The organism is Paraburkholderia sp. DD10 (assembly GCF_049177125.1).
Taxonomy (GTDB): Bacteria; Pseudomonadota; Gammaproteobacteria; order Burkholderiales; family Burkholderiaceae; genus Paraburkholderia; species Paraburkholderia terricola.
Genome location: NZ_CP185392.1, coordinates 1,459,285 through 1,484,280 on the forward strand (window position 1 = coordinate 1,459,285; position 24,996 = coordinate 1,484,280).

Annotated in this window: 23 protein-coding genes; 6 read left to right on the top strand and 17 right to left on the bottom strand. The window is 59.5% G+C overall.

What is annotated here, in order from left to right; all coding sequences use genetic code 11:
- Positions 1-205 precede the first annotated feature (205 nt).
- The 14 genes from ACOCG7_RS06665 to ACOCG7_RS06730 all read right to left on the bottom strand — a co-directional run bounded on the left by ACOCG7_RS06665 (position 206) and on the right by ACOCG7_RS06730 (position 13,334).
- Entirely contained in the window at positions 206-607 is a 402-nt protein-coding gene (locus ACOCG7_RS06665) for a response regulator (protein WP_073430305.1), read from the bottom strand.
- Between the two features lie 154 nt (positions 608-761).
- Positions 762-1,421, bottom strand: coding sequence for a response regulator transcription factor (locus tag ACOCG7_RS06670; protein ID WP_421377343.1), 660 nt, complete (start codon positions 1,419-1,421; stop codon positions 762-764).
- Between the two features lie 190 nt (positions 1,422-1,611).
- Entirely contained in the window at positions 1,612-2,031 is a 420-nt protein-coding gene (locus tag ACOCG7_RS06675; protein WP_421377345.1) for a DUF3331 domain-containing protein, read from the bottom strand.
- Positions 2,032-2,426: 395 nt separating this feature from the next.
- Positions 2,427-4,130, bottom strand: coding sequence for an FAD-dependent oxidoreductase (locus ACOCG7_RS06680; RefSeq protein ID WP_421377347.1), 1,704 nt, complete (start codon positions 4,128-4,130; stop codon positions 2,427-2,429).
- Between the two features lie 129 nt (positions 4,131-4,259).
- The gene (locus tag ACOCG7_RS06685; RefSeq protein WP_421377349.1) at positions 4,260-4,934 is read right to left on the bottom strand and encodes a type 1 glutamine amidotransferase domain-containing protein; all 675 of its coding nucleotides are present in this window, start codon (positions 4,932-4,934) and stop codon (positions 4,260-4,262) included.
- A 142-nt stretch (positions 4,935-5,076) separates the two neighbouring features.
- Positions 5,077-5,370, bottom strand: coding sequence for a DUF1330 domain-containing protein (locus ACOCG7_RS06690; RefSeq protein ID WP_114164596.1), 294 nt, complete (start codon positions 5,368-5,370; stop codon positions 5,077-5,079).
- 164 nt (positions 5,371-5,534) lie between these two features.
- Entirely contained in the window at positions 5,535-5,792 is a 258-nt protein-coding gene (locus ACOCG7_RS06695; protein WP_114164595.1) for a hypothetical protein, read from the bottom strand.
- Between the two features lie 169 nt (positions 5,793-5,961).
- The gene (locus tag ACOCG7_RS06700; RefSeq protein WP_421377352.1) at positions 5,962-7,485 is read right to left on the bottom strand and encodes an efflux transporter outer membrane subunit; all 1,524 of its coding nucleotides are present in this window, start codon (positions 7,483-7,485) and stop codon (positions 5,962-5,964) included.
- A complete protein-coding gene (locus ACOCG7_RS06705) occupies positions 7,482-8,558 on the bottom strand; it encodes an HlyD family secretion protein (protein ID WP_421377353.1) in 1,077 nt (358 codons plus the stop codon). The genes ACOCG7_RS06700 and ACOCG7_RS06705 overlap by 4 nt, the downstream gene beginning before the upstream one ends.
- Positions 8,559-8,570: 12 nt before the next feature.
- The gene (locus ACOCG7_RS06710; RefSeq protein ID WP_421377354.1) at positions 8,571-10,199 is read right to left on the bottom strand and encodes an MFS transporter; all 1,629 of its coding nucleotides are present in this window, start codon (positions 10,197-10,199) and stop codon (positions 8,571-8,573) included.
- A 198-nt stretch (positions 10,200-10,397) separates the two neighbouring features.
- Positions 10,398-10,622 carry a hypothetical protein gene (locus ACOCG7_RS06715; protein WP_421377355.1) on the bottom strand — a complete coding sequence of 75 codons (225 nt, stop codon included), beginning with the start codon at positions 10,620-10,622 and terminating at the stop codon, positions 10,398-10,400.
- A complete protein-coding gene (locus ACOCG7_RS06720) occupies positions 10,619-11,293 on the bottom strand; it encodes an antibiotic biosynthesis monooxygenase family protein (RefSeq protein WP_073430247.1) in 675 nt (224 codons plus the stop codon). The genes ACOCG7_RS06715 and ACOCG7_RS06720 overlap by 4 nt, the downstream gene beginning before the upstream one ends.
- Positions 11,294-11,539: 246 nt before the next feature.
- Positions 11,540-12,121: a G/U mismatch-specific DNA glycosylase gene (mug, locus tag ACOCG7_RS06725; protein ID WP_114164590.1), complete on the bottom strand. Its 582-nt coding sequence runs from the start codon at positions 12,119-12,121 to the stop codon at positions 11,540-11,542.
- Between the two features lie 184 nt (positions 12,122-12,305).
- Entirely contained in the window at positions 12,306-13,334 is a 1,029-nt protein-coding gene (locus ACOCG7_RS06730; RefSeq protein ID WP_421377356.1) for a GlxA family transcriptional regulator, read from the bottom strand.
- A 485-nt stretch (positions 13,335-13,819) separates the two neighbouring features.
- Here ACOCG7_RS06730 and ilvB point away from each other — a divergent pair, with 485 nt between their 5' ends.
- Entirely contained in the window at positions 13,820-15,685 is a 1,866-nt protein-coding gene (gene ilvB, locus ACOCG7_RS06735) for a biosynthetic-type acetolactate synthase large subunit (protein WP_114164588.1), read from the top strand.
- A 397-nt stretch (positions 15,686-16,082) separates the two neighbouring features.
- Here the strand turns inward: ilvB and ACOCG7_RS06740 are convergent, their stop codons facing one another.
- Entirely contained in the window at positions 16,083-16,817 is a 735-nt protein-coding gene (locus ACOCG7_RS06740) for a hypothetical protein (RefSeq protein WP_227470895.1), read from the bottom strand.
- A 654-nt stretch (positions 16,818-17,471) separates the two neighbouring features.
- Positions 17,472-18,233, bottom strand: coding sequence for a sugar phosphate isomerase/epimerase family protein (locus ACOCG7_RS06745; RefSeq protein ID WP_421377357.1), 762 nt, complete (start codon positions 18,231-18,233; stop codon positions 17,472-17,474).
- A gap of 467 nt (positions 18,234-18,700) precedes the next feature.
- Between ACOCG7_RS06745 and ACOCG7_RS06750 the strand changes: the two genes are divergently transcribed.
- From ACOCG7_RS06750 to ACOCG7_RS06770, 5 genes are all read left to right on the top strand, one after another.
- Positions 18,701-19,666, top strand: a complete 966-nt coding sequence (locus ACOCG7_RS06750; protein ID WP_421377358.1) for a sugar ABC transporter substrate-binding protein — start codon at positions 18,701-18,703, stop codon at positions 19,664-19,666.
- Between the two features lie 90 nt (positions 19,667-19,756).
- The gene (locus ACOCG7_RS06755) at positions 19,757-20,089 is read left to right on the top strand and encodes a hypothetical protein (protein WP_421377359.1); all 333 of its coding nucleotides are present in this window, start codon (positions 19,757-19,759) and stop codon (positions 20,087-20,089) included.
- Between the two features lie 189 nt (positions 20,090-20,278).
- A complete protein-coding gene (locus tag ACOCG7_RS06760; protein ID WP_421377360.1) occupies positions 20,279-21,862 on the top strand; it encodes a sugar ABC transporter ATP-binding protein in 1,584 nt (527 codons plus the stop codon).
- Positions 21,855-22,865 (top strand): ABC transporter permease, encoded by a 1,011-nt coding sequence (locus ACOCG7_RS06765; protein ID WP_421377361.1) that lies wholly within the window; start codon positions 21,855-21,857, stop codon positions 22,863-22,865. Before ACOCG7_RS06760 ends, ACOCG7_RS06765 begins: the two co-directional genes overlap by 8 nt.
- Positions 22,866-22,879: 14 nt before the next feature.
- On the top strand, positions 22,880-23,860 hold the full coding sequence (locus ACOCG7_RS06770; RefSeq protein WP_310317722.1) for an ABC transporter permease: 981 nt from the start codon (positions 22,880-22,882) through the stop codon (positions 23,858-23,860).
- A gap of 162 nt (positions 23,861-24,022) precedes the next feature.
- Here ACOCG7_RS06770 and ACOCG7_RS06775 read toward each other — a convergent pair whose 3' ends face one another.
- Positions 24,023-24,946, bottom strand: a complete 924-nt coding sequence (locus ACOCG7_RS06775; protein ID WP_421377362.1) for a LysR family transcriptional regulator — start codon at positions 24,944-24,946, stop codon at positions 24,023-24,025.
- Positions 24,947-24,996 lie beyond the last annotated feature (50 nt).

A 24,996-nucleotide genomic window follows, 5' to 3' on the forward strand; every position in this document is an offset into this window, starting at 1 on the left:
CACATCGAGCCGCGAAGAATTGTCGAAGATGCCGGAAACGCTGGCGATCGTCTGCGCGTGCACCGACTAAAGGCTAAGCGCGAATGCCGTGCGATTCCATCGTCCGATGTGCTGCTATGCGTTGTGCAGTCGCATGTTTGGGTAATACGTTCGGATACCTTCTGGCAGGTTTTTGCCTGATCGTGTCCTTCGTCCGCGGTAACGATCAAACTGAGGAGCGAGTCTTCGGCTGCTTCCCGATTATCCTGTCTATCAACGCGAGCAGTCGCGTGTCGTCCAGTGGCTTTGAAAAGAAGCCTGTCGCTCCCGCGGTGTTGGACCTGTCGCGAAGCTCTTGCGTGACGTATGCGGTAATGAAGATGACGGGAACTGGCTGCATCCACGAACCGATCGCTTCAAGCAATCCAAATCCGTCCATGCCTGGCATGTGAATATCCGTGACGACGAGGCCGAGTTCGGACCGACGCGTATCGCTCAGAAGATGATTGGCCGACGGATACGCGATAACCCGCCAGTTTGCCGAACGCAGCAGACTGGCCGTCGCTAACCGGACCGATTCGTCGTCTTCCACCACCCCGATGAGCGCGGAAGAGTGCTTTGATCTCATGTCGAGCCCCAAGGCGATCCAATGGATGCAAAAAAGGCTTAATCCTTTAGACAAATTACAAGCCCAAGGCCAAAGCGGCAATAAGACCTTCGAATGGTTTTAGCGACAGTTCGTATGAGCCGGTACAGCCGAATGACGGATTGGCGTGAATGCGCTATCTGGCGTCTTCACGAGCGGGGCGAACCTGCTGCAATTTTCTAACGACATCGGGCACCGAACGTGCATCGAGCTTGTGCATTGCTTGAGCCCGATGAATCTTGACCGTTACCTCGCTAAGACACAGGCGGTCGGCGATCTGCTTGTTCAACAGCCCCTCTGCCACCAGCCCGATGACTTCCCGCTCGCGAGCGGTCAGCGAGTCGTATGTCTGGAGGATGCCCGCAACGATCTTGTCCTGGCGCCTGGACTCGCGATTCATTTTCAGGGCCGCTGCAATGGTGTCGATCAGATCCTGATCCCTGAACGGCTTGGTCATGAAATCGAATGCGCCCGCTTTCATGGCCTTGACGGACATTTCAATGTCGCCGTATGCGGTCAGAAATATGACCGGCAATCGAACGCTTTCCTTGAATGGCTCCTGTTGCAGGATCAAGCCGCTCGCCCCTCGCAGGCGAACGTCGAGAACCAGGCAACTCGGCACGTCCGGCATCTGCGCGGCTAGAAAATCATCAGCCGATGCGAACGCCCGCACAGGAATTCCCACCGACGTGAGTAAGGATGTCAGCGCCCCGCGAATAGATTCATCGTCGTCAACCACATAAACGAGCGCGTCGGGCAACGTTTCACTTCCCGTTCCAGGGATCTCGCTTTTCATTGCTTTGCCTTCGAGAAGTTCCGTTGCGGGAATCCGCCGCCGGTACTTCTCCATACTAGGCAATGCGCGAATTCATGGCTACCAATGAGCACCGTTTTCCGCGTTGCCCGATGCGCTTTAAGGTACACCCTTACATGCCAACGGGATACTACATGCAGGAACGGGACCGCCGTCTCCATGAATCGCGAGATCACTGATGCGTCCCGGCCGGCTCGACAGCGTCTATCGTCGATGCAAGAATCATGGCCTCCGCGTTGACCGGTGCAGGTTTCGATCTTCGCGGATGAAAGATTCGATCGCCTCTTTTTATCCGTGCCCCGCTTATCGCGCAGACGCCGGAAAGCCTTGCCTTTGCCGCGCTCCAAACCTGGGCGCCGTAAAAGCAGCTCGTCGCGTCTCGCCAGGCAATCGTGACGCTGGTGGTGCTTGTCCGCTCGATCAGGCTGATCGTCAGATGCAATGAGGGGCCGTTACGCAGCGCCGCGTCCTGGTTAAAAAGTGGAAAGGGCCTTGCCACGAAAGGCATTCGATCGCTGAGCCCCGATGCTTGTGACCCGGATGACAGAAGTCGTATGGTCTGAACCCACGGATCGGTTTCGCTGGCAAGCATTGTCCTGCTCCTCACGAAAAGTGACGCCGCGCTTTCGCTGCGCCAACTCATGGCGGGCGCAAACATCCTGGGGCCCGCATCGGTGGATGCACCGTTGCTTGTGCGATCGCGGCTGGCTCTCGCGGTGCTATGCATAACATATACAAACCCGCGGTTCCTCACTAGTCGTTCGAGTGGATGGCCGATTCATTTCATGGTTCGCTTTGGTCATACCTTGGGATAGGCGCTGCGGGAAAGAAGCGCTGATCGACGGGATAGTGATGCAACGTGATTCATGGCTGATCGGGAAGGGCGGTTGGCTGATTCCGGCTAATTCGTTCAGGTTTCCGTGACCGGCGATGAAATGCATGCGTCGCCGCCGAGTTGGACAGAGAAACCATTTCCAGAGCTCGTCATTACGACACCCCGGCCAGCAATCGATGAATCTGCGCCACCACAGCCGCGCCTTCGCCGACCGCCGACGCGACACGCTTGGTCGATCCCGAACGCACGTCACCGATTGCGAAAATCCCCCGGACGCTTGTCTGCAACGGCAGCGAGCGCGCACTCGCGCCGGGAATGTCAGTGCCCGTCAACACAAACTCCTTGTTGTCGAGCGACACGTCGCATGTCTTGAGCCAGCCGGTATTCGGCTCGGCGCCGACGAATACGAACAGATGATGTGCGGTCATGCTTCCTTCAATGCCGCCCGCGCCGCGGTAGTGCACGCGTTCAAGTCGTGCACCTCCCTCGAGCGCGGTCAGTTCGATACGCGTGTGGAGGGTTACGTTCGGTAGCGATGCAACGCGTTCGATCAGGTAACGTGACATACCGAGCTCGAGATTCGCGCCTCGAATGAACATATGCACATGTTCGGCATGTGCTGCCAGAAACACCACCGCTTGCCCCGCCGAATTGCCGCCGCCCACCAGCAGAACCGGCTCCTTGCGGCACAGCCGGGCCTCGATTGGCGTTGCCCAGTAATAGACCCCGCAGCGCTCGAAGCGCGCGAGGTTCTGGACCTCTGGACGCCGATACTCCGCGCCGCTCGCGATAACGACGGCGCGCGCGGTAATGCGGCGGCCGTTGGCGAGTTCCACGACAGGTGGTTGTCTGTCGCAATACAACGCCTTGACCTCGCACGGAATGGCGATATGCGCGCCGAACTTCTGCGCCTGAACAAACGCGCGGCCCGCGAGAGCCTGGCCTGTGATGCCGGTAGGGAAACCCAGATAGTTTTCGATGCGCGCGCTCGTACCCGCCTGGCCGCCGGGTGCGCGGCAGTCGAGAACTGCAACCGACATTCCTTCCGACGCCGCGTAGACGGCCGCCGCAAGTCCCGCGGGCCCCGCGCCGATTATCACTACATCGTAGACGTGCGTCGGGTCGAATTCGGGAATCAGCCCGAGACAGGACGCCAGTTGCCCCTGATCGGGATTTCGCAGCACGGTGCCGTTTGGACAAACGACGAGCGGGAAGTCGTTGGGCTGCGGCGTCAGGCGTTCGAGTAGCGCGATGGCTTCGGCATCCTGTTCGGCGTCGAGCGTCATATTGGGAAAAGCGTTGCGGCGCAGGAAATCCTGCAACGCAACGAGTTGCCCGTCACTGGAGGAGCCCACCAGAACGACGCCCTGTCCGCGCTCGATCACGAGGACTCGCCTGAGAATCAGCGCACGCATGATCTTTTCGCCAAGATCCGCTTCGCTGATCATCACGGCGCTGAGTTCATCGGGCCGCACCAACAGTACTTCGACATCTTCGATGACATGCGCATCCACTACCGCGGGCTTGCTCGACAGTTGAGTGACGTCGGAGGTGAATTCGCCGCGCTGCGCATACGTATGAATGACCCGTTCATGGCCGAGGCCGTCGCGACCGACTATCCGCACTTTGCCCGAGAGAAGGACGAAGACGCCGGGGCAGAGACTTCCCGCGCGATAGAGCGATTCACCCTTGGCGTAGTGACACAGGCTGCCGAAGCGACGCACCCTGTCGATTTCCGCCGCCGTGAGAACCGGAAACATCTGCTGGTATCGGGGATGATCACGTACGCTCACGTCTTCGGTTACGTCGTGGTGATCGGCGGGCGATCCGTCTCGCGGCGTTGACTCGTTGCTCATCGCGGTTCTCCTGCGCGGCTACCCGGCGCAGCCAGCGATTCATAGCGTGAGCGAACCGCGCCGCTCTTCTTTCGTGGCTGCGAAGTCGGCTCGCGCGGCCGCGATAGCCCGGTAAATAATTGCCGGCATTCAGGCGAGAAGTCCCAACAGATGTTTGGCGCCGGCCGTTGAAGAAGCAGGGTTCTGACCTGTAACGAGAAGGCCGTCGGTGATCGCGAAGCTTTGCCAATCGGCCGCTTTCTCGAACTTGCCGCCCAATCGCTTCAGTTCGTCTTCTACGAGAAACGGAACCACTTCGGTCAGTTGGACAGCTTCTTCTTCTGTGTTCGTAAAGCCCGTGACGCGCCGGCCTTTCACGATCGGTTCACCGTCGATCACGACGTGGCGGAAAACGCATGGAGCGTGGCAGACCGCGGCCACGGGTTTGTCGGAACGATAGAAGGCTTCGATCAAGGCAATCGAGTCGTTGTCCTCGGCCAGATCCCACAGGGGGCCGTGACCGCCTGGGTAAAAGACCGCGTCATAGTCGCTAGCCGCCATGTCCGAGAGTTTGACTGTGTTGGCGAGGACTTTTTGAGCGAGGGGATCCGCCTTGAATCGTCTCGTCATGTCCGTCTCGCCTTCGGGGGTGTCGCTCTTGGGGTCGAGCGGGGGTTGTCCGCCCTTGGGGGAGGCGACCGTAACAGCGGCTCCCGCATCGAGAAACGTGTAATAGGGAGCGGCGAACTCCTCCAGCCAGAAGCCTGTTTTCTTGCCAGTGTTTCCCAACTGATCATGCGAGGTCATCACCATCAGGATTTTCATTGTCTGCTCCTCGAAAGTCGCCGAATTTTCGGCAAAGGCAAAGCTTGGGTAATCGGTCAACCTCTGCCAGGATTTTCAGCATAGGTCGATCTGGAGGCGAGGGACGGGGTTTTTGGGTGAGCCGCTGCGGATCTTCCCTGTGTTATTCCACGCCTTCGACGATTCTGAAATCTCGCTCCGCAGCCGTGCCGAGAATCTTCAAGGCGGCCTGATAGCCAACGCTCTCGAAGGTGGAAACGGCTTGCTGGAGACTGTCGAATTCCGTTAGCACGGTGCGTTCAATCAGGCCCGCTTCATGCGCGAACGCCGCCGCGCCGCGAGCCAGAATGCGTCCACCGCCATTGGCGATTGCCGGCGCGGCCAATTTCGAGTACTCGGCAACGCGCTGCGGGTCCGTCACCTTGCGATACGACACCATCCAATAAGCTTTTGCCATCATTGTTCTCGTGGGAAGAAATCGAAGCGCCCATATCGCACCCATATCGCAACTCGTCGAACAGGCGACGCTCATTGCCTGAATGCAGCACGGCAAGAAATAGTGGGCGCTGCCCCTGCGGCGGGTACGCGGGGGCGCATCGTCGCCATGCATACAACGTGCCGTCAATTTCCTTTGTAGATATCGCAGGACAACCCGACGATGCACAGGCTGCCATTCCTGCCGCGCCCGCTGTCGTGCGTCCCGTACATGGATGCGCCGCCTACCGACTGGTCAACCGTTTGCGGCGCAGTGTTCACGATGGGCTGCTGTGCAGAAGACGGGGTTGGCGGGGCGACGGCCTGAGTCGGCTGGGAATGCGCAATGCCGGTCATGCTACAGAGCAGCACGGCGCCGCTCGCTACAAGATGTTTGGCTTTCATGGGAATACCTTTATTTCGTGAACAGGTTCTGAACGGGCTTGGCAGAGAACGCGGGTTACGCGTTGTCTAACAGAAAATTATTTATAGGCTTGCCTCGAGCGGAATACCAGAGATATGTGAACGTCCAGGAGGCAACAGAGCTTGCCGATAGTTGAGTACTCGTTCACGGCTATCTGGCATACGTCGACTCCCATCCGCCGCCGAGTGCCTTGCATAGCGCGATGAGGTTAGCCGCGGCGTGAGCCTTGCTTTGCTCAAGATTGCTCTGTGCGTCGAGCAACTGTTTCTGCACGTTGAGCACGTCGAGAAAATCGACCGCGCCCGCCTTGTATCGCTGCCGCGCAATCGAGAGCGCGCGCTGGTTCAAGCCAACGACCGCTTTCAGCCGATCGCGCCGCCGCTGTTCAGCGTCATAGACGACGAGCGCATCGTCCACCTCTCGCCATGCCTGAAGTACGGTCCGCCTGTAGACGATCGCAGCTTCCTGCTGTTGCGCCTCGCGCAAATGGAGTGTTCCCTTGAGGCGTCCCCCTTCGAAGATCGGCAGCGTGATCGACGGTCCCACGACGAACTGACCGGACGCCCAACTGGCGAGATTCGAGAGCTGAAGGCTTTGGAACCCCGCGCTGCCATTCAGCGATATGCGTGGATAGAAGTCGGCCTTCGCCATTCCGATCGCCGCCGTGGCCGCGTGTAATTGCGCCTCTGCTCTCCTGATGTCGGGTCTGCGCTGCACCAGTTCCGAGCGGATACCGATGGGCACCTGTTCAGGGAGTGCGGGAACATCATGCGGTTCGCCGAGCGTCTCGCGCAGCGCGCCCGGCTCCTCGGCCAGCAACACGCCGATTGCATTGATCGTGGTCTCGGAACGCGATTCGAGCGTCGGAATGAGGCTTTCGATCAACTCTGCCTGCGCGGAAGCGTTGGCCACGTCCAGGTCGGTAGTGACGCCTTCGCGTACCCGCGTTTGCGTGAGCCTGGTGGCGTCGCGGGCGATGACGAGGTTCTGTCTCGCGATCTGAAGCAGCGCCTGTGCGTCGCGCAACTGAACGTAGTCTCGCGCGAGTTCCGCGCGCGCAGACAATAGGATCGCGTTGCGATCCTCGTATGAGGCATCCGTCAGCGCTGTCGCGGCCTCGACACCACGTCGCGCCCGGCCCCAGATGTCGAGCTCCCACGATGCATCGACGCCGGCCTGGTAAAGGTCGTAGGCCGGCGAGCCCGAGGGGCCCGGCAGTGCCGCGACGCCGGCCGGCGCGCTGCCCGACGCCGATTGCGGCTGACTTCCCGCTGGGCTAACGCCAAGCAATGACAGGATGCCGTTCGGACTTCCGCGCTCGCGGTTATACGAGGCGGCACTGCTCAACCGCGGGTATTCTTCGGCGCCGGCAATGCGTTGCCCGGCCCGGCTTTGCCGCAGGCGCGCCGAGGCCGCCGCCACGTCGAGGTTGGCATCGGAGAGCTGTTTTTCCAGCGAGTCCAGGATGGGATCGTTGAACAGCATCCACCACTGCGCGCTGAATTCGGACTCGATTGCCCTACTGGATGCCTGCGCGGACTGGGTGCGGTCGAACACGGCAGGCGTGGTTGTTTGCGGACGTTCGAAGTCAGGGCCAACGGCACAGCCCACGAGCGCGAAGCACAGCAACGCCGCCAGCGCCGGCGTGCGGATCGAAAATTCACTGGCAGTCATTGCTTGTCTGCCTCCGCACCCGGCGCATCCGCGCGCCTGCTCACGGCGACATCCGCTTCGACCGACAGCCCCACGCTCAATGCCGACGCGGCCTGCTGTCCGCGGTCGATCGTGATCTTGACCGGCACGCGCTGGACGACCTTGGTGAAGTTGCCCGTTGCGTTGTCGGGCGCGATCGGCGCGAAGCTCACGCCCGTGGCGGGAGCGAGGCTATCGACATGCCCTCGAATCACGACGTCCGGGAACGTATCCACCTTGATACGCACGGCATTGCCGGGTCGCATATGGGTTAGCTGGTTTTCCTGAAAGTTGGCGACGATATAGGCGTCCGACAGCGGAACGATCGCGAGCAATGGCGCGCCCGTTGTGACGAATGCGCCGACTCGCGCCGACCGTCGTCCAACCTTGCCGTCGACGGGCGCGTGAATCTGCGTATAGGAAAAGTTGAGTTTCGCCTGCTCGAGAGCCGCTTGGGCGTGAGCCAATGCGCCGGCCGCCTTATCGCGCTGGCTGCGCAGAACGTCGAGGTTCTGCTCGGTGGCGACGAGCGCGGCGCGGTTGCGCGCCTGCTGCGCGAGTTCCTCGGCCAGTGCGCTCGAGGCATGCTGCTGCTCCTGCGTCGTTCCCGCGCCGGCGTCCGAGAGATTCAGGTAGCGCGCGGCGTTTGCCCGCGCGAACTCGAGTGTCGCATCGTCTGCGCGGAGCGTGGCGCGTGCCTGGTCGACAAGCGCGGGATGCCGCGCGATCTCGGCGTCATAGTTCGCAACCGCTGCCTTTGCCGCGGCCACGTCAGCTTGCGCACTCATCAGAGCCGCGCGGAAATCGCGGTCGTCGATACGCGCCAGTAGCTGCCCGGCTTTCACCTGCTGGTTGTCCTCTACGAGCACCTCTGAAAGTTGGCCGGCGACGCGCGGCGCGACCAGTGTGAAGTCGGCGGTCACGTAGGCATCGTTGGTGGTCTCGCTATTCGAGTCGGCGAACAGCCTTATGCAAGCCCAGATTGCAACACCGAGTATGACCACATACGCGGGGAGATAAATTGCCTTAGGCGGAAATCGGGTGATGGATGACATAGGTATCGTCGCTTAGCGGGAAGAGGGCGGCGTCGTGCTCCATGGCGGATAAACACGCACGGGTAACACCGGAATAACGAAAAGAAATGCGAGGGCGACACCTGCCATCAGGCGATAGAGATCCGCTGACGTCAGCACGACGGCTTGCTCGTGGATCCGATGCGCAAGTTCGCCGAGCCCGTGAGCCGCGTCGATGCCTTGTCCCGTGACCAGGGTGTTGTTGCCCAGCCGATCGACGAGCATGCTCGAATGAAAATGCTCGCGCGCGGTTCCCACACCCTCGATGAGACCGGTTGCGGCGGCGCCGGTAAACGCTTTGAGCGTGTTGAACATGGCCGAAGCAAACGGGCCTTCCGTTGGGGGCAGGCCGGTCGTGACGCCCATCAGGATTCCCATGATCACCATGGGCTGTGCGGCAATTTCCAACGACTGAAGCCAATAGAAGTTCTCGCGAACCCACGCGGAGGTCATGAAACTCCCCAGGAAGCACGTGGTGGCTATCAGGCACAGTCCGATGGCCATGACCCAGCGATGGTCGACCTGGCGTAGATTCAGCACGGCGGCGGTGACGGGAAGCGCAATCAGCAGGGGAATTGCAAGCAGCAACGACAGTGGCGCGGTTTGCAGCGGCCGGTAACCGTGGACTTGCGCGAGATATTGGCCGGGTATGACCGCAACGCCAACCAGCAGCACAACGGCGCCAACCAGTGTGAGAAGTCCGTGCGCGAGGTTCCTGCGGGCAAGCAGTTGGAGTTTGAAGAATGGCAGCGGATGAAACCACTCGTTGACGAGGAACGCCGCGAACAACAGCGCGCCGCAATAGAACATCGTGCTGATGAACGTTGAATTCAGCCAGTCGAGACGATCGCCTTGCAGCAGACCAATGACGAGCATGGCTATCGCGGGGAATCCCAGTACGAATCCGCTCCAGTTAAATGAACGGAAGCGTTCGAGCCTGAGGGGATCCGACGGCAGCCCCTGGTGGATGGCCACGCAGCTCACGATGCCGAGCGGCACGATCTGCCAGAAGGCCATTCGCCAGCTGACATACTCCGTCCATAACGCGGCGAGAGGCGTGCCGAGCGCCGGTCCGAAGGTCGCGGTGAGTGCGTATCCAGCGAGTCCGTATAACTTGATTTTCGGCGGGAGATAACGCAGCGCCACGATGATCAGCATCGGGGGCAGACATCCGCTCGCCACGCCTTGCAGCGCACGCAATACATAGAGCGTAGGCAGATTCGGCGCGAAGGGACAAAGGAATCCGACGAACATCACGGCCAGCACGGCGCCGATCGTGAATCGCTTCAGCGTGAGCGTCACCCCGAACCAGGGAGCGAATATCATCGTGGCGACGTTCGTCGCTTCGAAGAGAGCGGTCAGCCATGTTCCATCGTCGCGTCCAATCGAGAACGCGCCGCGGATATCGGCCAGCGCCACCGCGGTGACCTGTTCGTTCAATATCGCCAGTAACGACGCCAGCAGCATTCCAATCAAACCGATGGCGAGGCGAAGCGGCAGCTCGGCTTCCTTGGGCGCCTGCTGTACGGGAGGAGCCGCGGCTTCCGACGCATGAACCGGCGCCGACGATTGTGCGAGCTCGGGTTCTGCCGTTCCAGATGTCCTTGGGTTGGCGGTGTTCATATGGGTCCGCTAGGCTGGTGCTGTTGGGGGCATTACATCGGGAGATTGCGCTCTCACGCCCGATGTTCGAAGGAACCCGGATGCTCGGCGAACAAGACATTAGGTCTTTGCTCGCGGTAACTTCAATCAGTTCGGCGGGTGCGTCGCAGCCGCGCAATGGGTCGAATCATTCTAGGAGACGGCTTGGCTTTCTTGAAGTCAACAGAGCTTGCCTATCAGGCCATTCCGTTCGCAAATCGGGCCAATGCCGTCGCGGCTATGGCGATAACGCGGCAGGCTGGAAAGGGTGTTTTTCCATTCGGTCAACGCCTGGCCCGAGAGAATGCAATGAAGAGCGTCGACGTCGACGCGATGGTCAACGTCGTCATCATTCATCGACGGGAAGACGGGGCAGCGGTGATTTTCGTGCCGCGTGCGTTTCAAGCCTTGCGCTGCACTTCTGCAAAGTACTGTGGCGCTTCGCGGCGATCGAACATTCCGTATTCCCGGACCACGCGGATGTGCCGCAGGCGAACGCCCTCCGGCAATGTCGCGGTGCGCTCGAACGTTTGGGCGGCGGCGAGATCGCTCCACGTCGCGACCGCTATAACGTCGCCGGGCGTCATCAGTGCGTCGAACGCGTCCCATGCGACGAGGCCGGACGCCTCCATGTCGAGGCCAAGCGACTTCGCGACTGCGTGCGCACTCGCCTGCTTGACCCAGTCCGGCGCGCACCTTGTGTCGAGCAGAGTGACGGCCTTGCCGACGCCTGTCTCCGTCGCATCGAGGCGTTGCTCCATCAGTTCTTGCCCGGCGGGTACGTGCGTATCGGCGACGGTCTGCCCGATGCGCAAGCGGTAATCGGCAAACACACGATCACGCGCCGCCTGCTGCACCTTGTGGTGATTCGTCGTGACACGCCAGCGCACCAGCGACTTCTCATCGCGCCAGCTCGATAGCGAGAGGAGCCACCCTTGGCGCGTGAGGCTCGCGTAGCGTGTGTTGTCGACGAAGCCTTCGATCTGTTCGAGCTCCGGGCGCAGCATCTTCGCCATGCCGAGGTAGGCATCGAACTGGTCGTGGATCGGGTTGACTTCGAGCATTGCAGAGAACATGGATTCCTTCGTCTGGTTGAGATTGCCGGTAACGCGGCAACGGCAGAGGATCGCGGCAAGCGTGATCGTCCGATCTGGATCAACCGGATCGTTGCGATGTCGCCGTCGCGCGATGCGTCAGCTTATTGTGGAAGAAGGACCGAGGTTCTTGAAGTACAGGTAGGCAGCCTATTAGGCCATTCCGTACCGGAATTTTGCCAGGCTCACCGCGATTGGTATGTTGCAGGCAAGCGGGATCGGAGCGGGCTAGTCTTCGGTCGTCGAAACCACATCAGTCGACGCCACCGCAAGACGAAGTTCGCGGTATGCAATCACTAATGCATCGAGGCTGAATGTCCGGTTCAGTCCGCTGGGATTGGGCAAGACCCATGCGCGGGCGCCGCCGAATGCGAGGGGTTGCGGACCCCACTCGATGTCGCGCACGCCGGACATTGCGGAGATGGCCATTTTCCCAAGGAACGCAACGCATTGCGGTGCGTACCGTTCAATCTTCCGCTCGAAACCGGATGCGGCGGCAATGAACTCCCATGACGTTAGTTCGTCCGCTCGTGCGGTCGGACGCGAAACGACAGTTGTCAGCCCGCAGCCATACCGCAGCAGAGTGCGGTCGTCTTCAGGACGGATCTGTTCAGGGGTAAAGCCGGCGAGATGAATGGCCCGCCAGAACCGGTTGCCTCTGCCCGAAAAGTGGCGGCCGCTCGATGCTGCCAGGGCTCCCGGATTTATTCCGCAAAATATGACTGACAGACCCATTTCGGCGATGTCCGGAAGAGATTCGAGCGAATCCGAGCGGATCGTGGATGGGGCAGGTCTTTCTATGGGGTTCATTCGAGCCGCTGTGTGCGATTGACGAGCCACCACTTTGGGCTGCCCCATGAACAGGGACAAGCGGAAAGAGCGCCGATTTCAGGTCAGATGTAGCGTGATTCCGGCCACCACTAAAAGACGCCATCCGTTTTCGATGCGAGGGCGGCGAGGGATGGCGAACCGTGCCGGTTCTGACGAGGCGCGACTACCTTACGCTTTCGATCCCTGCTGACGCGACTTGCCCGCTGCCACCGCTATACGACACCTGCTGTGTGCCTGTCACGCCGCGAAACCGTTGGCGATATTGTTTGGGCGTGACATTGAGCCGCCGCGAGAAAGTCGTTCGCATATGCGTGGCGCTGTGAAAGCCGCATTTGTACGCCACCGTCTTGAGAGGCGCATCGGTTTCTTCGAGCAGCCTCCTTGCCGTGTCGACGCGAACCTGTTCGACAAACGCGGACGGTGTCGCCTTCGCATACTTCGCGAACAGCCGGGAGAAGGTGCGCCGGCTGACCGAAACTGCGCTGGCAAGCTGCTCGATCGACAGCGTATCGGTGATGTGCTCGGTCACATACTGGAGCACCTTGCCGACGATCGGATCCTGGTCCTTGCGTATTCCGAGGTAAGGACTGTACTGAGATTGACCGCCTTCCCGCTGAATGTAGACCACCAGACGCTTCGCAACCCGCACGGCGAGTTCGTGTCCCCAGTCTTCTGCCACGAGCGATAGACACAGGTCGATACCCGCCGTCACGCCGGCGGAAGTAAACAGGCGCCCATCACGGATGAAAATGCTGTCGGGCTGCACGCACGCCTGCGGAAATTCGTCGGCCAGGCGCCCGGCATCTGCCCAGTGAGTCGTCACATCCTTGCCATCGAGGAGCCCAGCGTGCGCGAGCAGGAATGCTCCGTTGCAAACCGAGCCGAACCGTGCGGCGCCGCGCGACTGGTCTCGCAACCACTGCAGGAATTCGCTTCGCGGTTGCGTATTGGGCAACTGCGGTCCTCCCGCGATCAGCAGCAGATCGAACGGCGTGTCGAAGTCCGCGAAGCCAAAGGGAACCGAAAGCTGCATGCCGTTCGAGCAGGACACCGTGCCGGCGTCGCATGCCACGACAGAGACCTGATACCTCTGATGTTCAGACAGATACGTGTTTGCTTCTGCGAATACGTCCAGGGGACCTGCAACATCCAACGCCTGTACACCATCGAATACGACAATGGCGACTTTCATGCTGTGACCTTCTTTGATTGTGAGCGCTTGCGGGTGCCGCCAGGCGACCCTTCGCCAAGACGAGCGGAGTAAGCGCGATGACAGCAATTTGAAGGGCAGAATATCAGCTTACCGCGATGGCCGTATGCCGGCTATGCCGTATCGGGCAAATGTCCGCCGGATTGTTGCCCCGCAGACCGGCGCTTAGGCGGCCCGCGACCCGGAGATCGTCATGGCTCGAATGTGGTGCATCTTGGCCCATATACAGCCTTCGTGGACGCACATGCTGTTTCAATCGTTGTCAGAATGGCCAGAACCATTCCTCACGATTCTTCCAGAAGCACATCAAAAAAGTGCTGGATGGACGCTGCCTTGTACGGAGAACCCGTCTGAGCAATCGTCCGTAAGCTGGTAAAGAACATACGCTGTTCTCGAGTTGGAAGGGAAACCGCCTTTTGATTTTGGCCGCTGACATTCGTCGGCGCCCGTTTCCATGCGAGCCAGCCATGACCCGAAATCCGAACCCTGCCTTGGAAGTCTTGCCGCCACCACCCGTTGCCGGCGAATTGATGTCGGGAGCCGATATCATCCTGCGGGTACTCAGCGAACAGGGCGTCGATACCGTATTCGGCTATAGCGGCGGTGCGATTTTGCCGACTTACGACGCTGTCTTTCGATTCAACGAGATGCACCACGAGAGCCCTGAGCGCCAGATCAATCTCGTTGTGCCCGCCAATGAACAGGCGGCCGGCTTCATGGCCGCCGGGTATGCGCGCGCGAGCGGAAGAGTCGGCGTGTTCATGGTGACCTCAGGTCCGGGGGCGACCAACGCGGTGACCCCGATCGCCGACTGCAACGGCGATTCGGTCCCCGTGGTTCTCATATGCGGACAGGTACCGCGTGCGATGATCGGCACGGATGCTTTTCAGGAGGCGCCCGTCTTCAACATCATGTCGGCATGCGCAAAGCAGGTGTTTCTGGTGACCGACCCGGCAAAGCTGGAACGGACACTGCGGACCGCATTCGAAGTCGCTCGCAGCGGCCGTCCCGGCCCGGTTGTCGTGGACGTGCCGAAGGACATCCAGAACTGGACCGGAATCTATCACGGGCAAGGTACGTTGGAGTTTCGAGGCTACTCGGACCGCCTTCGAATGGTGGCGAAAGGCGCTCGTCTGGAAGAACACAAGCGCACTGAGTTCTTCGACTTGCTGGCGCAAAGCGAACGACCGTTGCTGTATGCCGGCGGCGGCGTCATCGCGGCTGGCGCGACGGCTGAGTTGCGGCAGTTTTCGGAGCGCTATGGGATTCCCGTGGTGACCACGCTGATGGGCCTCGGCGCAATGTCCGCGAAAGACGAACTGTATCTCGGCATGCTCGGCATGCACGGCATGGCCCACGCGAACTACGCGGTGGAAGACTGCGACTTCCTGATCGCCGTGGGTGCCCGGTTCGATGATCGTGTCGCCGGTGGCCGCCCCGATGCATTTGCGCCACGAGCGCGGTATGTCGCGCATATCGACATCGATGAGGCGGAAATCAACAAGGTCAAACGGGCGCATTGGACACACGTAGGCGACGCAAGGAACACATTGCTGTCGTTGATGAAACAGGAGCCGCCAGCGCAACCGCCCTCGGTTTGGCTCGACCATATCAAGGCACTGAAGAGAACCTACGGGATGAACTACGACCGGAACAATCCGGCGATTCAGCCGCAGTTCGTCGTTGAAAAACTCAGTGAAATTACAGGCGGGCGAGCGATCATCTGCACGGGCGTCGGCCAGCATCAGATGTGGGCCGCGCAGTTTTTCGACTTTGTCGAGCCTCGAAGCTTTCTGACTTCGGGCAGCATGGGAACGATGGGTTTCGGGCTGCCCGCCGCTATTGGTGCCCAACTGGCGCGACCGGATGCCCTTGTGATCGACATCGACGGTGACGGCAGCATCCGCATGAATGTCGGCGAACTGGAGACGGCGAGCACTTATGGAGTGCCCGTCAAAGTACTGCTGCTCAACAATCTCGGTGACGGAATGATCCGGCAGTGGCAGCGTCTCTTTTATGACGGCCGGTTGTGCGTGAGCGACAAGTCGCTCCATCGCAAGAATTTTGTCATGGCAGCTCGGGCCGATGGGTTCGAGTTTGCCCGTCGCGTTGATGCAATGAGCGAACTCGATAAGCAACTCAAGGCCTTCGTGGCATTCGACGGACCGGCTTTCCTCGAGATCATGGTCGACGAGAACGCGGATGTGTTTCCGATGGTGGGGCCTGGGCAAAGCTACTCGAATATGATTACCGGGCCGTTCATTCCGTCGCGCTCTGAGCGAGAAACCCAAGGGAAGGGCGCCGGGCGCCAAGCGGCTGCGGATATGTTTTAGTCATGGCAGTGACGATGTGCGTTGCGACGATTCTGCTCAACTGCTCGTACGCTTGCTTTTCGTAGTAGGAGAGGCCATGCGGCGGCGGCTCATCGGCCGTCCCGCTTGGAAGCGCGTTATTACTTGTCCGGCTCATTGAGCTTGCCGGTGTAGCGATCCAGATGAATTTCCACATCTGCCTTTCCCTGGGCGGGCGGTCTAGACAAGTAAGTGCAACCGGAAGGCTGCTCCGCATCGGACATCTGCCGCTGTACACTCGGCGGTATAACCGTCGGGTTCCGGTCGGCTGCTGCCGATGCCACTAATCGCGCGGTTCACATTGCGCATGCCGATTGCGTTCGATAGTGGGCGGCCAGAAGCAAACTTTCAAATGTCCGCCCAAACATGACCGGGACCCTTACTGCGGCTTCGTCAGATCCTGCCCAATTGCGACGACAACCGCCTGCTCGCAATCCTTGAGACCTGCGACCGACTGATCGAACTGGTCGATCAAGGTGCCGAAACTGCCATAGTGATATTTTGCGTCCGCTTCGACGTGGACAGAGTTGGCCTTGATATCCCAGCCACAGGCGAATGTCTTGAAGTACATGTCTTGCTTGGACTTCGAGTCGAGCAGACGAGCGCGGACGACGACCCACGGAATGAAATCGCTCGATTCCGGCGGGGATACGTAACCAAACGAGGTGATCCATACGCTCAGGATCGCGTCGGCGTTGGTCTTGACATCGGAAAAGTCGTCGGACTTGCCGTCGCTTGAGAGCTTGGCGTGCTGGTCGTGCAACGGAACAATTTCATAGCCATTACTGGACAGTCGCGTTGTCAGGCCATCGTTAACGACGGGAGCGAAGGCAATCTTTTCGCTTGCCACGCGCTGCGTGTATGTACTCGTATGATTGGCGTTGATCCCGCCTTGCACCAGTCCACCAATCAATCCAAATGCTCCGGCAGCACCACCGAAGTTGACAACGCTCTCTCCGCGCGGTTCCGTGACATCCAGCAGAGCGATCGAATGGAGCTTTTCACGATTGCTGGCGGCGAGATCGGTTTTCGGAAGTGAAGCACAGCCCGTGAGTAGTGTTGTTGCAACGATAAAACCCGCGACTGCAGAAGTTGAAAGCGTTTTGTTATCCATGACCTTTTATTTGTGGATTGAGAGTGCGACGCCATTGGCCAGTGTCTTCGAATGGAGGTCACCCTCACGGCAAATTCAGACACAGGCAAGCTATTTATCGGCGCTGTTTGCATGAACTTTAAATTTCTAACTGAGATGTATCACTCTCGATAAAAGACCATGGTCATCCATGTCTGGCCCCGTGCAGTGCAGGCGGCACTGTACCGCCGCCGGACGCAGCAGCGGGGCGCCAGGCGCCCGTTCGTTGCGCTGCGCCGGCCGCACTCAGGCGAACAAAGAATATTGCGGTCACGTATGCCGACTGCATCGGAGCACGCGGCCACAAGCAGTCATCTGGCCATCGGATACTGCTGCCATTCGAACGTCGGCAATAGCTCAGAAGCCGACGGACAAACTGCCTAGCCGAGCCTGGACTCCGCCATCGCTTGAATCAGCTCGTCGGGATGCGGCAAGAACTGGGACTTGGCCGAGACAACGAGTTTGAATCAGACGTAGAGAGCCAGCATTTTGCGTGGTTGTCAGTGTTCGCTTTGAAGATCGCGACCAGGCGCGTTGCGAGGCCTATGAAGAGCATTTCGTCGAGCAGTCGGCGGTGGAATTTAAAGTAGCAAGACGGCCGCTAACCTGTGGTTGCAGCCGTCGGGAGACTCTTCGCTATCCTGCCTGGTCTTCGAAGTGGCGGATCGTCGCGTCGTATGCGCGCATAGCCATTTCTTCCAACGGGAGCTTGCGCTCGACTTCCGAGAGAATCTCGACGCCCCACGGACCATCGAAGCCCGTTGCCTGAACTGCTTTGATAAACCCGTTTACGTCGAGGACACCTTCGCCCGGCAGGCGACGCTTATGACAGGTGTCCATCCACAGCGGCTCGATTGCGTAACGGTCTGCGTCGTCCAGTTCTATGCCCTTGATGAACTCGGGCTTGATCGTGGCGATTTCCTTGAAATCGACATTGCCGCGGCTCAGATGCCATATGTCGAGCAGCAGACCGGCGTTCGCCTTGTTCGCGCCTTCGACAATGGCCTTGCCGGTTTCAATCGTGCGGACGTTGCTGAAAGGCATGATTTCGAGCATGACTTGCGTTCCGCGCTTCTCAGCGTCCTCCGCCAGTTTGCCAAACTCTTCGACCATGAGCGGGACGTCTGCGGTGTCCTCGCCGATACCTGGGCCGACCTTCACGACGCGCGCGCGCAGCTCTTCGGCAGCCTTGAGGTAGTAGTACCGCATGCTGTCGGAGGTGCGGCGACGCTCGCCGGTTTGATACCAATCGACCAGAAATTCGAACTCAACGTGCTTGATGCCGTTGGCTTCGAGGATGCGGCGCATTTCCGGGAAGCCAATCTTGTCGGCGGTGGCGTAGATGTCCGAGTGAATCAGGCCGATGCCGTCCCAACCAGCCTTCGCTGCCGCTTCCACTCGGTCCTTGAAGCTGAAAGGGCTGATTTCGGTCGGACCGAAGGGATAGACATCGCCCGAGAGCGTGAAATAAGCGGCGACAAGTTCGACTTTGGACCTGGACATGTGAGACCTCTTGAAAGTGACGACGAGCGATGCGGCGCGTCGCGGGGGAATCGATGCCCTGGACTATCACGGAGAAGTCACAGCAGATAAAGAGCCCTCGGATCGTCTTTCCGTAGAATAAAAGTACACAATCGGGCGAAGTCGAGCGTTGCTTGCCGCTGCGGGGACCGCCGCATCTGGCTTATCGCCCGATTCTTGAACTGTTCGGTGACAATCTCTCCGAAGCTGTCGTCATTTTTCCAGTGAGAGGAAATAACTTTTCGTTCTGTCGCATTTTTCTTTCCGATACCAGGCCTTACTGTGCCTCCACCAGAACATCAAAACCCGGCTCTTCCACGACATGGGCCTATTGGAGACACAGCATGAACTTCCGCAAATCCATCGTTTCTTGTTTTGCTCTCGCGGCCGTCGCAAGCGCATTTGATACGAGCGCCCGCGCGGCCGACCAGCCTCGCGTTGCGCTGCTCATGCCGACGCAGAGTGTTGAATACTGGGCGCTCTATGTGAAGGGCTTCGTGAAGGAAGCCGCCGCCCAGGGCCTCAAGCTCGATGTGAAGGTAAGCAACTACGATCCGAACGAACAAGCCACTCTGGTCGACCAGACACTTGCCCAGAAGCCCGATGTCATCGTCCTTGTCCCGGTGGACTCGAGCGCGATGGTCCCGTCGATTCGCAAGATTGACCAGGCCAAAATTCCGCTAGTCATCTCGAATTCGATGCCCGACCAGAAGTATTCCCGTTACTGGAAGGTCTTTACGGGCCCGAACGACATCAGCAATGGCGAAGTAGCCGCGAAGACGATGATTCAGGGCTTCAAGGAAAAGGGCTATGGCGATAAAGGCAAGGTCATCGTCATTAACGGGCCGATGGGCACGCCGCCGCAGGTTCAGCGCTATCAAGGCTTTGTGGAGGGTCTCAAGAAGAACGCACCTGGAATCGAAGTCGTCGGTTCCCAACCGGCAGACTGGGACGCTGTGAAGGCAGAAGCGGCCGCGTCGGCGCTCTTCACTCAATTCAAGGACGTGAAAGGCGTCTACACGGAGAACGACTCGCAACTTCGCGGTGTCGTGACTGCTGCACAGCGCCTCGGACTCGACCCGTCGAAGCTCGTCATCATTGGCCACGGCTGCGACTCTGGTGCGGTCGAAGCCATTTCCGCCGGAAAGGCATACGCCACGGTCGAGCAGTCCCCGTTTGACGACGGTGCGTACGCTGCACGGGCCGCCAAAGATCTCGCGTCGGGCAAGGCGCCGCAAGCCATTCAGTATCTACCGAATCCTGCTGCAACGAAGACGACGCTGAACGTCTGCTACTCGCAGAAGAAGTAACGCCGTTCTGCACGGTTGACCGTCGCGCAGGCGGCGGAACGTTTTTCGCGACCCTTCGGGGTCGCTTTCGTTTTACGAACGGAGACAACCATGAGACGAGAGATTGGCGTAGCTGTGATTGGCACTGGCTTCATGGGAAAGACGCACGCACTGGCGTATCGTGCCCTCCCAAACGCCTTTCCGAATTTGCCGAGGCCGCGGATGGTGGCAGTGGCCGATGTGAGCGAGACGGATATTTCCTTCCACCGGAAATATCATTTCGCCGCAGCGCATTTTTCTTTTCCAGGCGAACTAATAACCTGTTACTCAACAATACCGAAGCCGCTGACGCGAGTTTCTGCTGGAGACGACATGCGTTCCTGCGCACGCAGCGATTCCCTGCGAATTTCTCTCCTCAAAGACCACCAACAGCAGCGTCGCTGATGCCGCAGCGCCTCCTGGCTCGTTCGGAGCCGTGGACAGCGAAATGCCAGCATCGACGCAGGACATCGGTAATCGAGATGTATGCCGTCACCCACACACGACCAGCTACGCGCAGGAGGTGGGCCACTGTGACAGGCATCAGCCCTTGACAGCGGATGACCGAAGAGTCTCCGCGTTTGGAGGAAGACAATGCTGCAAGACGCGAATCCCGGCGCCGAGCCGGTAGCTGCCCAGAGTCTGCTCTGTGCTCGCAATCTCACAAAACATTATGGTGGCGTCAAAGCGCTTACAGGCGTCAGCCTCGAACTGGCGCCGGGCGAGATTCATGCGCTGTGCGGAGAGAACGGCGCGGGCAAGAGCACGTTCATCAAAATTCTCGGTGGCCTCGTTCAGCCTGACGACGGAGAAATCACCGTCGACGGCCACCATCTGAAGCTTGGGAATCGCACTGACCCCCGACTGATCTCCATCGTTCACCAGGAGCTTGCAATCGTTCCGACGCTGTCGGTACTCGACAACATTCTTCTCGGTGGGGCCGACCAGAGCCAAATCTACCGACGCAGTCAGTATCGCGACTCTGTCCGCGAGCATCTCGATTCGGTGGGGTTGCCACACGTCAAGCTGGATGCGCCGGCGTCCCGGCTCAGCCTTGCCGAATGCCAACTCGTGGAAATCGCGCGGGGCATGTCGCGGCAGGCGAAGGTGCTGCTCCTCGACGAGCCGACTGCGACCTTGTCGGATGCGGAGATCGTGCGAGTCTTCGACGTCGCGCGCAGGCTGCGTGACCAGGGCACCGCAATGATTTTCGTGAGTCACCGGCTCGATGAGGTCTTTGCGCTGACGGACCGGGTAACGGTTTTCCGCAACGGCCAGCTCGTTCTGACGCAACGTACCTCCGACATGACGACTGCTGAAGTGGTCAAGGCAATGATCGGGCGTGAACTTGTGCATAGCAGGGCCAAGCCACCCGAGAGGCGCGCTGATCTCGCGCCTCGACTGTCGGTTTCCAACCTGACGGTTGCAGATAAGGTCGAAGACCTGTCGGTCGATGTGGCGGCAGGCGAGATTCTCGCGGTTGTCGGTCAGCTTGGTTCGGGAGCCGAAGTCCTTGTCGAGGCGCTCGCCGGACTTCGCGGCGACATCTCCAACTCAGTCAAGGTCGACGGACAGGCAATCAAGCTTGACAGCATCCGCAGCTCCCTGAAGGCCGGGATCGCATACGTCGCCGAGGACCGTGCGGATAAGGGCGTGTTTCTGGATGCGCCGATAGCAATCAATATCACGGCCTCTGTAATGGCGAAGTTCAGCAAGGCTGGCATTATGCGGCGCGCCGGCGAGCAGGAAGAGGCCCGACGCCTCGCATCGATGTTCGCTATCGACCCGAAGCGCCTTCCTCATGAAGTGTCGACGCTCAGCGGTGGCAATCAGCAAAAGGTGTCGCTCGCTAAAGCCGTCGCGCTCGCGCCTCGGCTGTTGCTGTTGAACGAGCCTACCCGAGGCGTTGACATTGGCGCTCGCGCGGAGATCTATTCGACCCTTCGCAAAATGGCGGATGACGGGGTGGCGATTGTCTTCTACTCGACAGACCTCGAAGAAATTCTCGAACTCGCGGACACCGTTCTCACTGTTTTCCGTGGGCGGATGGTCCGCCATAAACCTCGATTCGAAATCGATGGTGACACGCTGCTCCACGACATCGTCGCGGGCGACAGCGACGCATCTCACGGCCACGTCTCTTTCCGAAATCAACCTGCGGAGGTGGGTAATGCATAAGACCGCTCTGGAACCCATTGCACAGGTGTCGCCAACGGCGTTGCGACGGTGGGCATCTGCATTTTTTGGAACGACGAGCATTCATGCGGCGTCGATCCGAATCGCTACGCTTGTCCTCATCGTCGTCGCAGCAGCCATCGTGCCGCACTTCACGGAGTTCGGGAACGTTCAGTCGCTAATGTACTCGGTTGCAGCAGTCGGCATTGGCGCTATCGGTATGGCGCTCGTCACCCTCAGCGGGAATCTGTTCATGCTTTCGATGGGTGCGACGGCCGCGGTCTCCACCGTCATGTTTGCAGCGCTCATTCATTTGGGTTTGGGTACGACGCTGCTGCTCGTCGTATTGAGCGGCCTGCTGATGGGCATTGTGCAGGGCGGAATCATCGCTCTGGGGAAGGCGAACCCCATCATCACGACGATTGCCACCTCGTCAATCATCATCGGTGCAGGCGTCATCTACACCGGCGGACTGACGGTTATCGGCAAGGGCGATGCCACGTGGCTCGGTCAGGGCAAGCTGTTCGGCTGGCTGCCGACTCAAATCCTGGTGCTGGCCATTTTTGCTGCAATTGCGAATTTCATCCTCCAGAAGTCGCGCATTGGACGCGAAATCCGATTGCTCGGAATGCGGGCTGAGGTTGCGCGTATTGCCGGACTCCGGACGATGGCCGCGACACTCGTCTGCTACGCGTTCGCTGGCGCAGCAGCGGCACTGGCCGGCTCTCTGATCGCCTCATCGTCGGCCCAAGGCAATCTGACGTACGGCATCGACCTCGACTTCAACGCGATCGCAGCCGTGCTGGTCGGTGGCATTTCGATTCGCGGCGGGCGTGGCCATATTTCGGATGCGGTCACCGGTGCCATCTTCCTCGCGGTCATCGGCAACATCCTCCTGGTCAGCGGCGTGAGCTACGAGTACCAGCTGGTCGCGAAAGGCATCGTGGTTCTCGCAGCGGTGGTATTCGGCGCGTTGCTCGCCCGGCTCGGTCCGGGACGGAAATAACAGGAGACTCGGAAATGCATCAATCTCAACGACTTCTCAATCTGGCGATTCGGATCGTCCTGCTTGTTGGCATGCCGGTTATCTTCGGCCTCAGCGTCAATCACTACTTTTCGCAGGCCAACCTCTACGCGATTTTCCAGGCGTTTGCGTTCCTTGGAATCATCGCACTCGGGCTTTCGGTCACGATGGTTGCTGGCGAATTCGACCTGAGCGTAGCGGCAATCTCGACGGTGGCCGGGCTCATCACTGTGAAATTCGGCGGCGATAGTGCTTTGCTCGGCATTCTGTACGCGGTTGTCTTCGGGGTGGTGGTGGGCGTTGCAAACGCAGCCTTGTTGCCACGGCTCGGCGTTTCCTCGCTGGTGACCACCGTTGGGTCGATGATGTTTCTGACCGGCGTAGGGTACTGGCTCGCAGGGGGGCGCGTCCTGAGCTACGGCAATCTGGACGTCAGCGACTTTCTCGACCATAACGTGGCAGGCATTTTCTCGCCTCGAAGCTTCATTACAATCGCCTGTTTCGTCGTGATCTCGTTGTTCCTGCGCTTCACTACGCTCGGTCGCGACATCTACGCTTCAGGTGGCCATCGAAAGGCGGCGATTCAGAGTGGTGCACGGGTCGGCAAAGCACTGACGGTTGGTTTTGTCATCTCCGGTGGGTTGTCGGCGCTGGGTGGGGGTCTGCTCTCGCTGAGCCTCGCGACCGCCTCCGCGACGATGGGCAGCAACATCCTGCTCCAGGCGGCCTCAGCGGCCATCGTCGGCGGTATTGCGCTGGGCGGCGGTATCGGTTCACCACTCGGTGTCGCGATGGGCGTTCTCATTCTCACCATCCTGAATAACGGCCTGGGTTTGTTGAGTGCCACGTCCACACAGATTCTTCTCGTGAATGGGCTGTTGCTGCTCATCGTGGTTTTGCTTGACGGGCGTCTGGGTGCGGTATTGGCCTCGCCGCTAGAACGGTTCGCTCGCAGAAAGGCATCCGCGCCCGTCTGACTTTTGCTCGCATTGGCGCAATCCGACGTGCTCCTGAAGAGCGCGTCAGTATTTCGTCATCTTGAGCCCGGATAGACCATGGCCGCACTGACTGTTGCCTGAAGGAAGAACGTCCCACCTGCGAGTCCCGATGGCATACCGTAATCCACAGCGCGGATGAAGCTAGGTTGCAAAGGTCATCCAGCGCTCCTCAAGTTTGAGGCTCTTCACGCGCTCAATCAGGAACTCGGTGAACACTCGAATTTTCGCGGGCTGATATCGCCGGCTTTGGTAAGCCAGGTTGATGGTCAGCCGTGGCAACTGCCAGTCCCCAAGCACTGGGATAAGACGCCCGGACACGATGTCATCGTGAATGATGTAGAGAGGCTGAACGACGATGCCCAAACCTGCTCGCCCTGCGGCGACGATGACCTGACCTTCGTTTGAGTCCAGAGCGCTCTCAATCGGGATATTGCGTTCTTCCTTTCCTCGACGCAGGTGAAGCAGATAGGGGTCGACGGCGAGATTGTAGACAAGCATGTTGTGCTGCTGGAGCTCCTCTGGATTCTCAGGACGTCCGTGGGCCGCGAGATAGGCTGGCGATGCTGCCATCACTCGTCTCGTCTCGGCCAGACGTCGAATCGTGATGCCCGAATCTCCTTCATGCTCTTTCGTACGTATGGCGATATCTATCCCAGCCTCGATGAAGTTCTGGTATTGATTCGCCGCGACAATCTGAACCGAGAGATTGGGGTAGCACGTGACAAACTCGGGAAGCGCCGGCGCAATGTGCATCATCGCGAAAGAAACAGAACTGGTCACCCGGAGCACGCCTCTTGGACTGAGCGCCTCCTCAGAAGCAATCGAGTCAGCTTCGGCCAACTCGGAAATCACAGCCGTGCATCGGCGGTGGTACTCGCGGCCGGCGTCAGTAAGCCACATGCGCCGCGTAGTTCGTTCTATGAGCCTCGCACCGAGACGCTCTTCGAGAGAGCTGAGCGTTCGACTTGCTGCGGCATTTGACATGTCCAGTTGTTCGGCGGCCTTCGACAGGCTACCCAAGTCAGCGGTCAGCACAAATAGCTGCAGTTGCGTCCAGCGGTCCATCGTCACCCTCTTCGAGTTCTACTGGAAGAATCAGGTGCGATTCTTCCAAT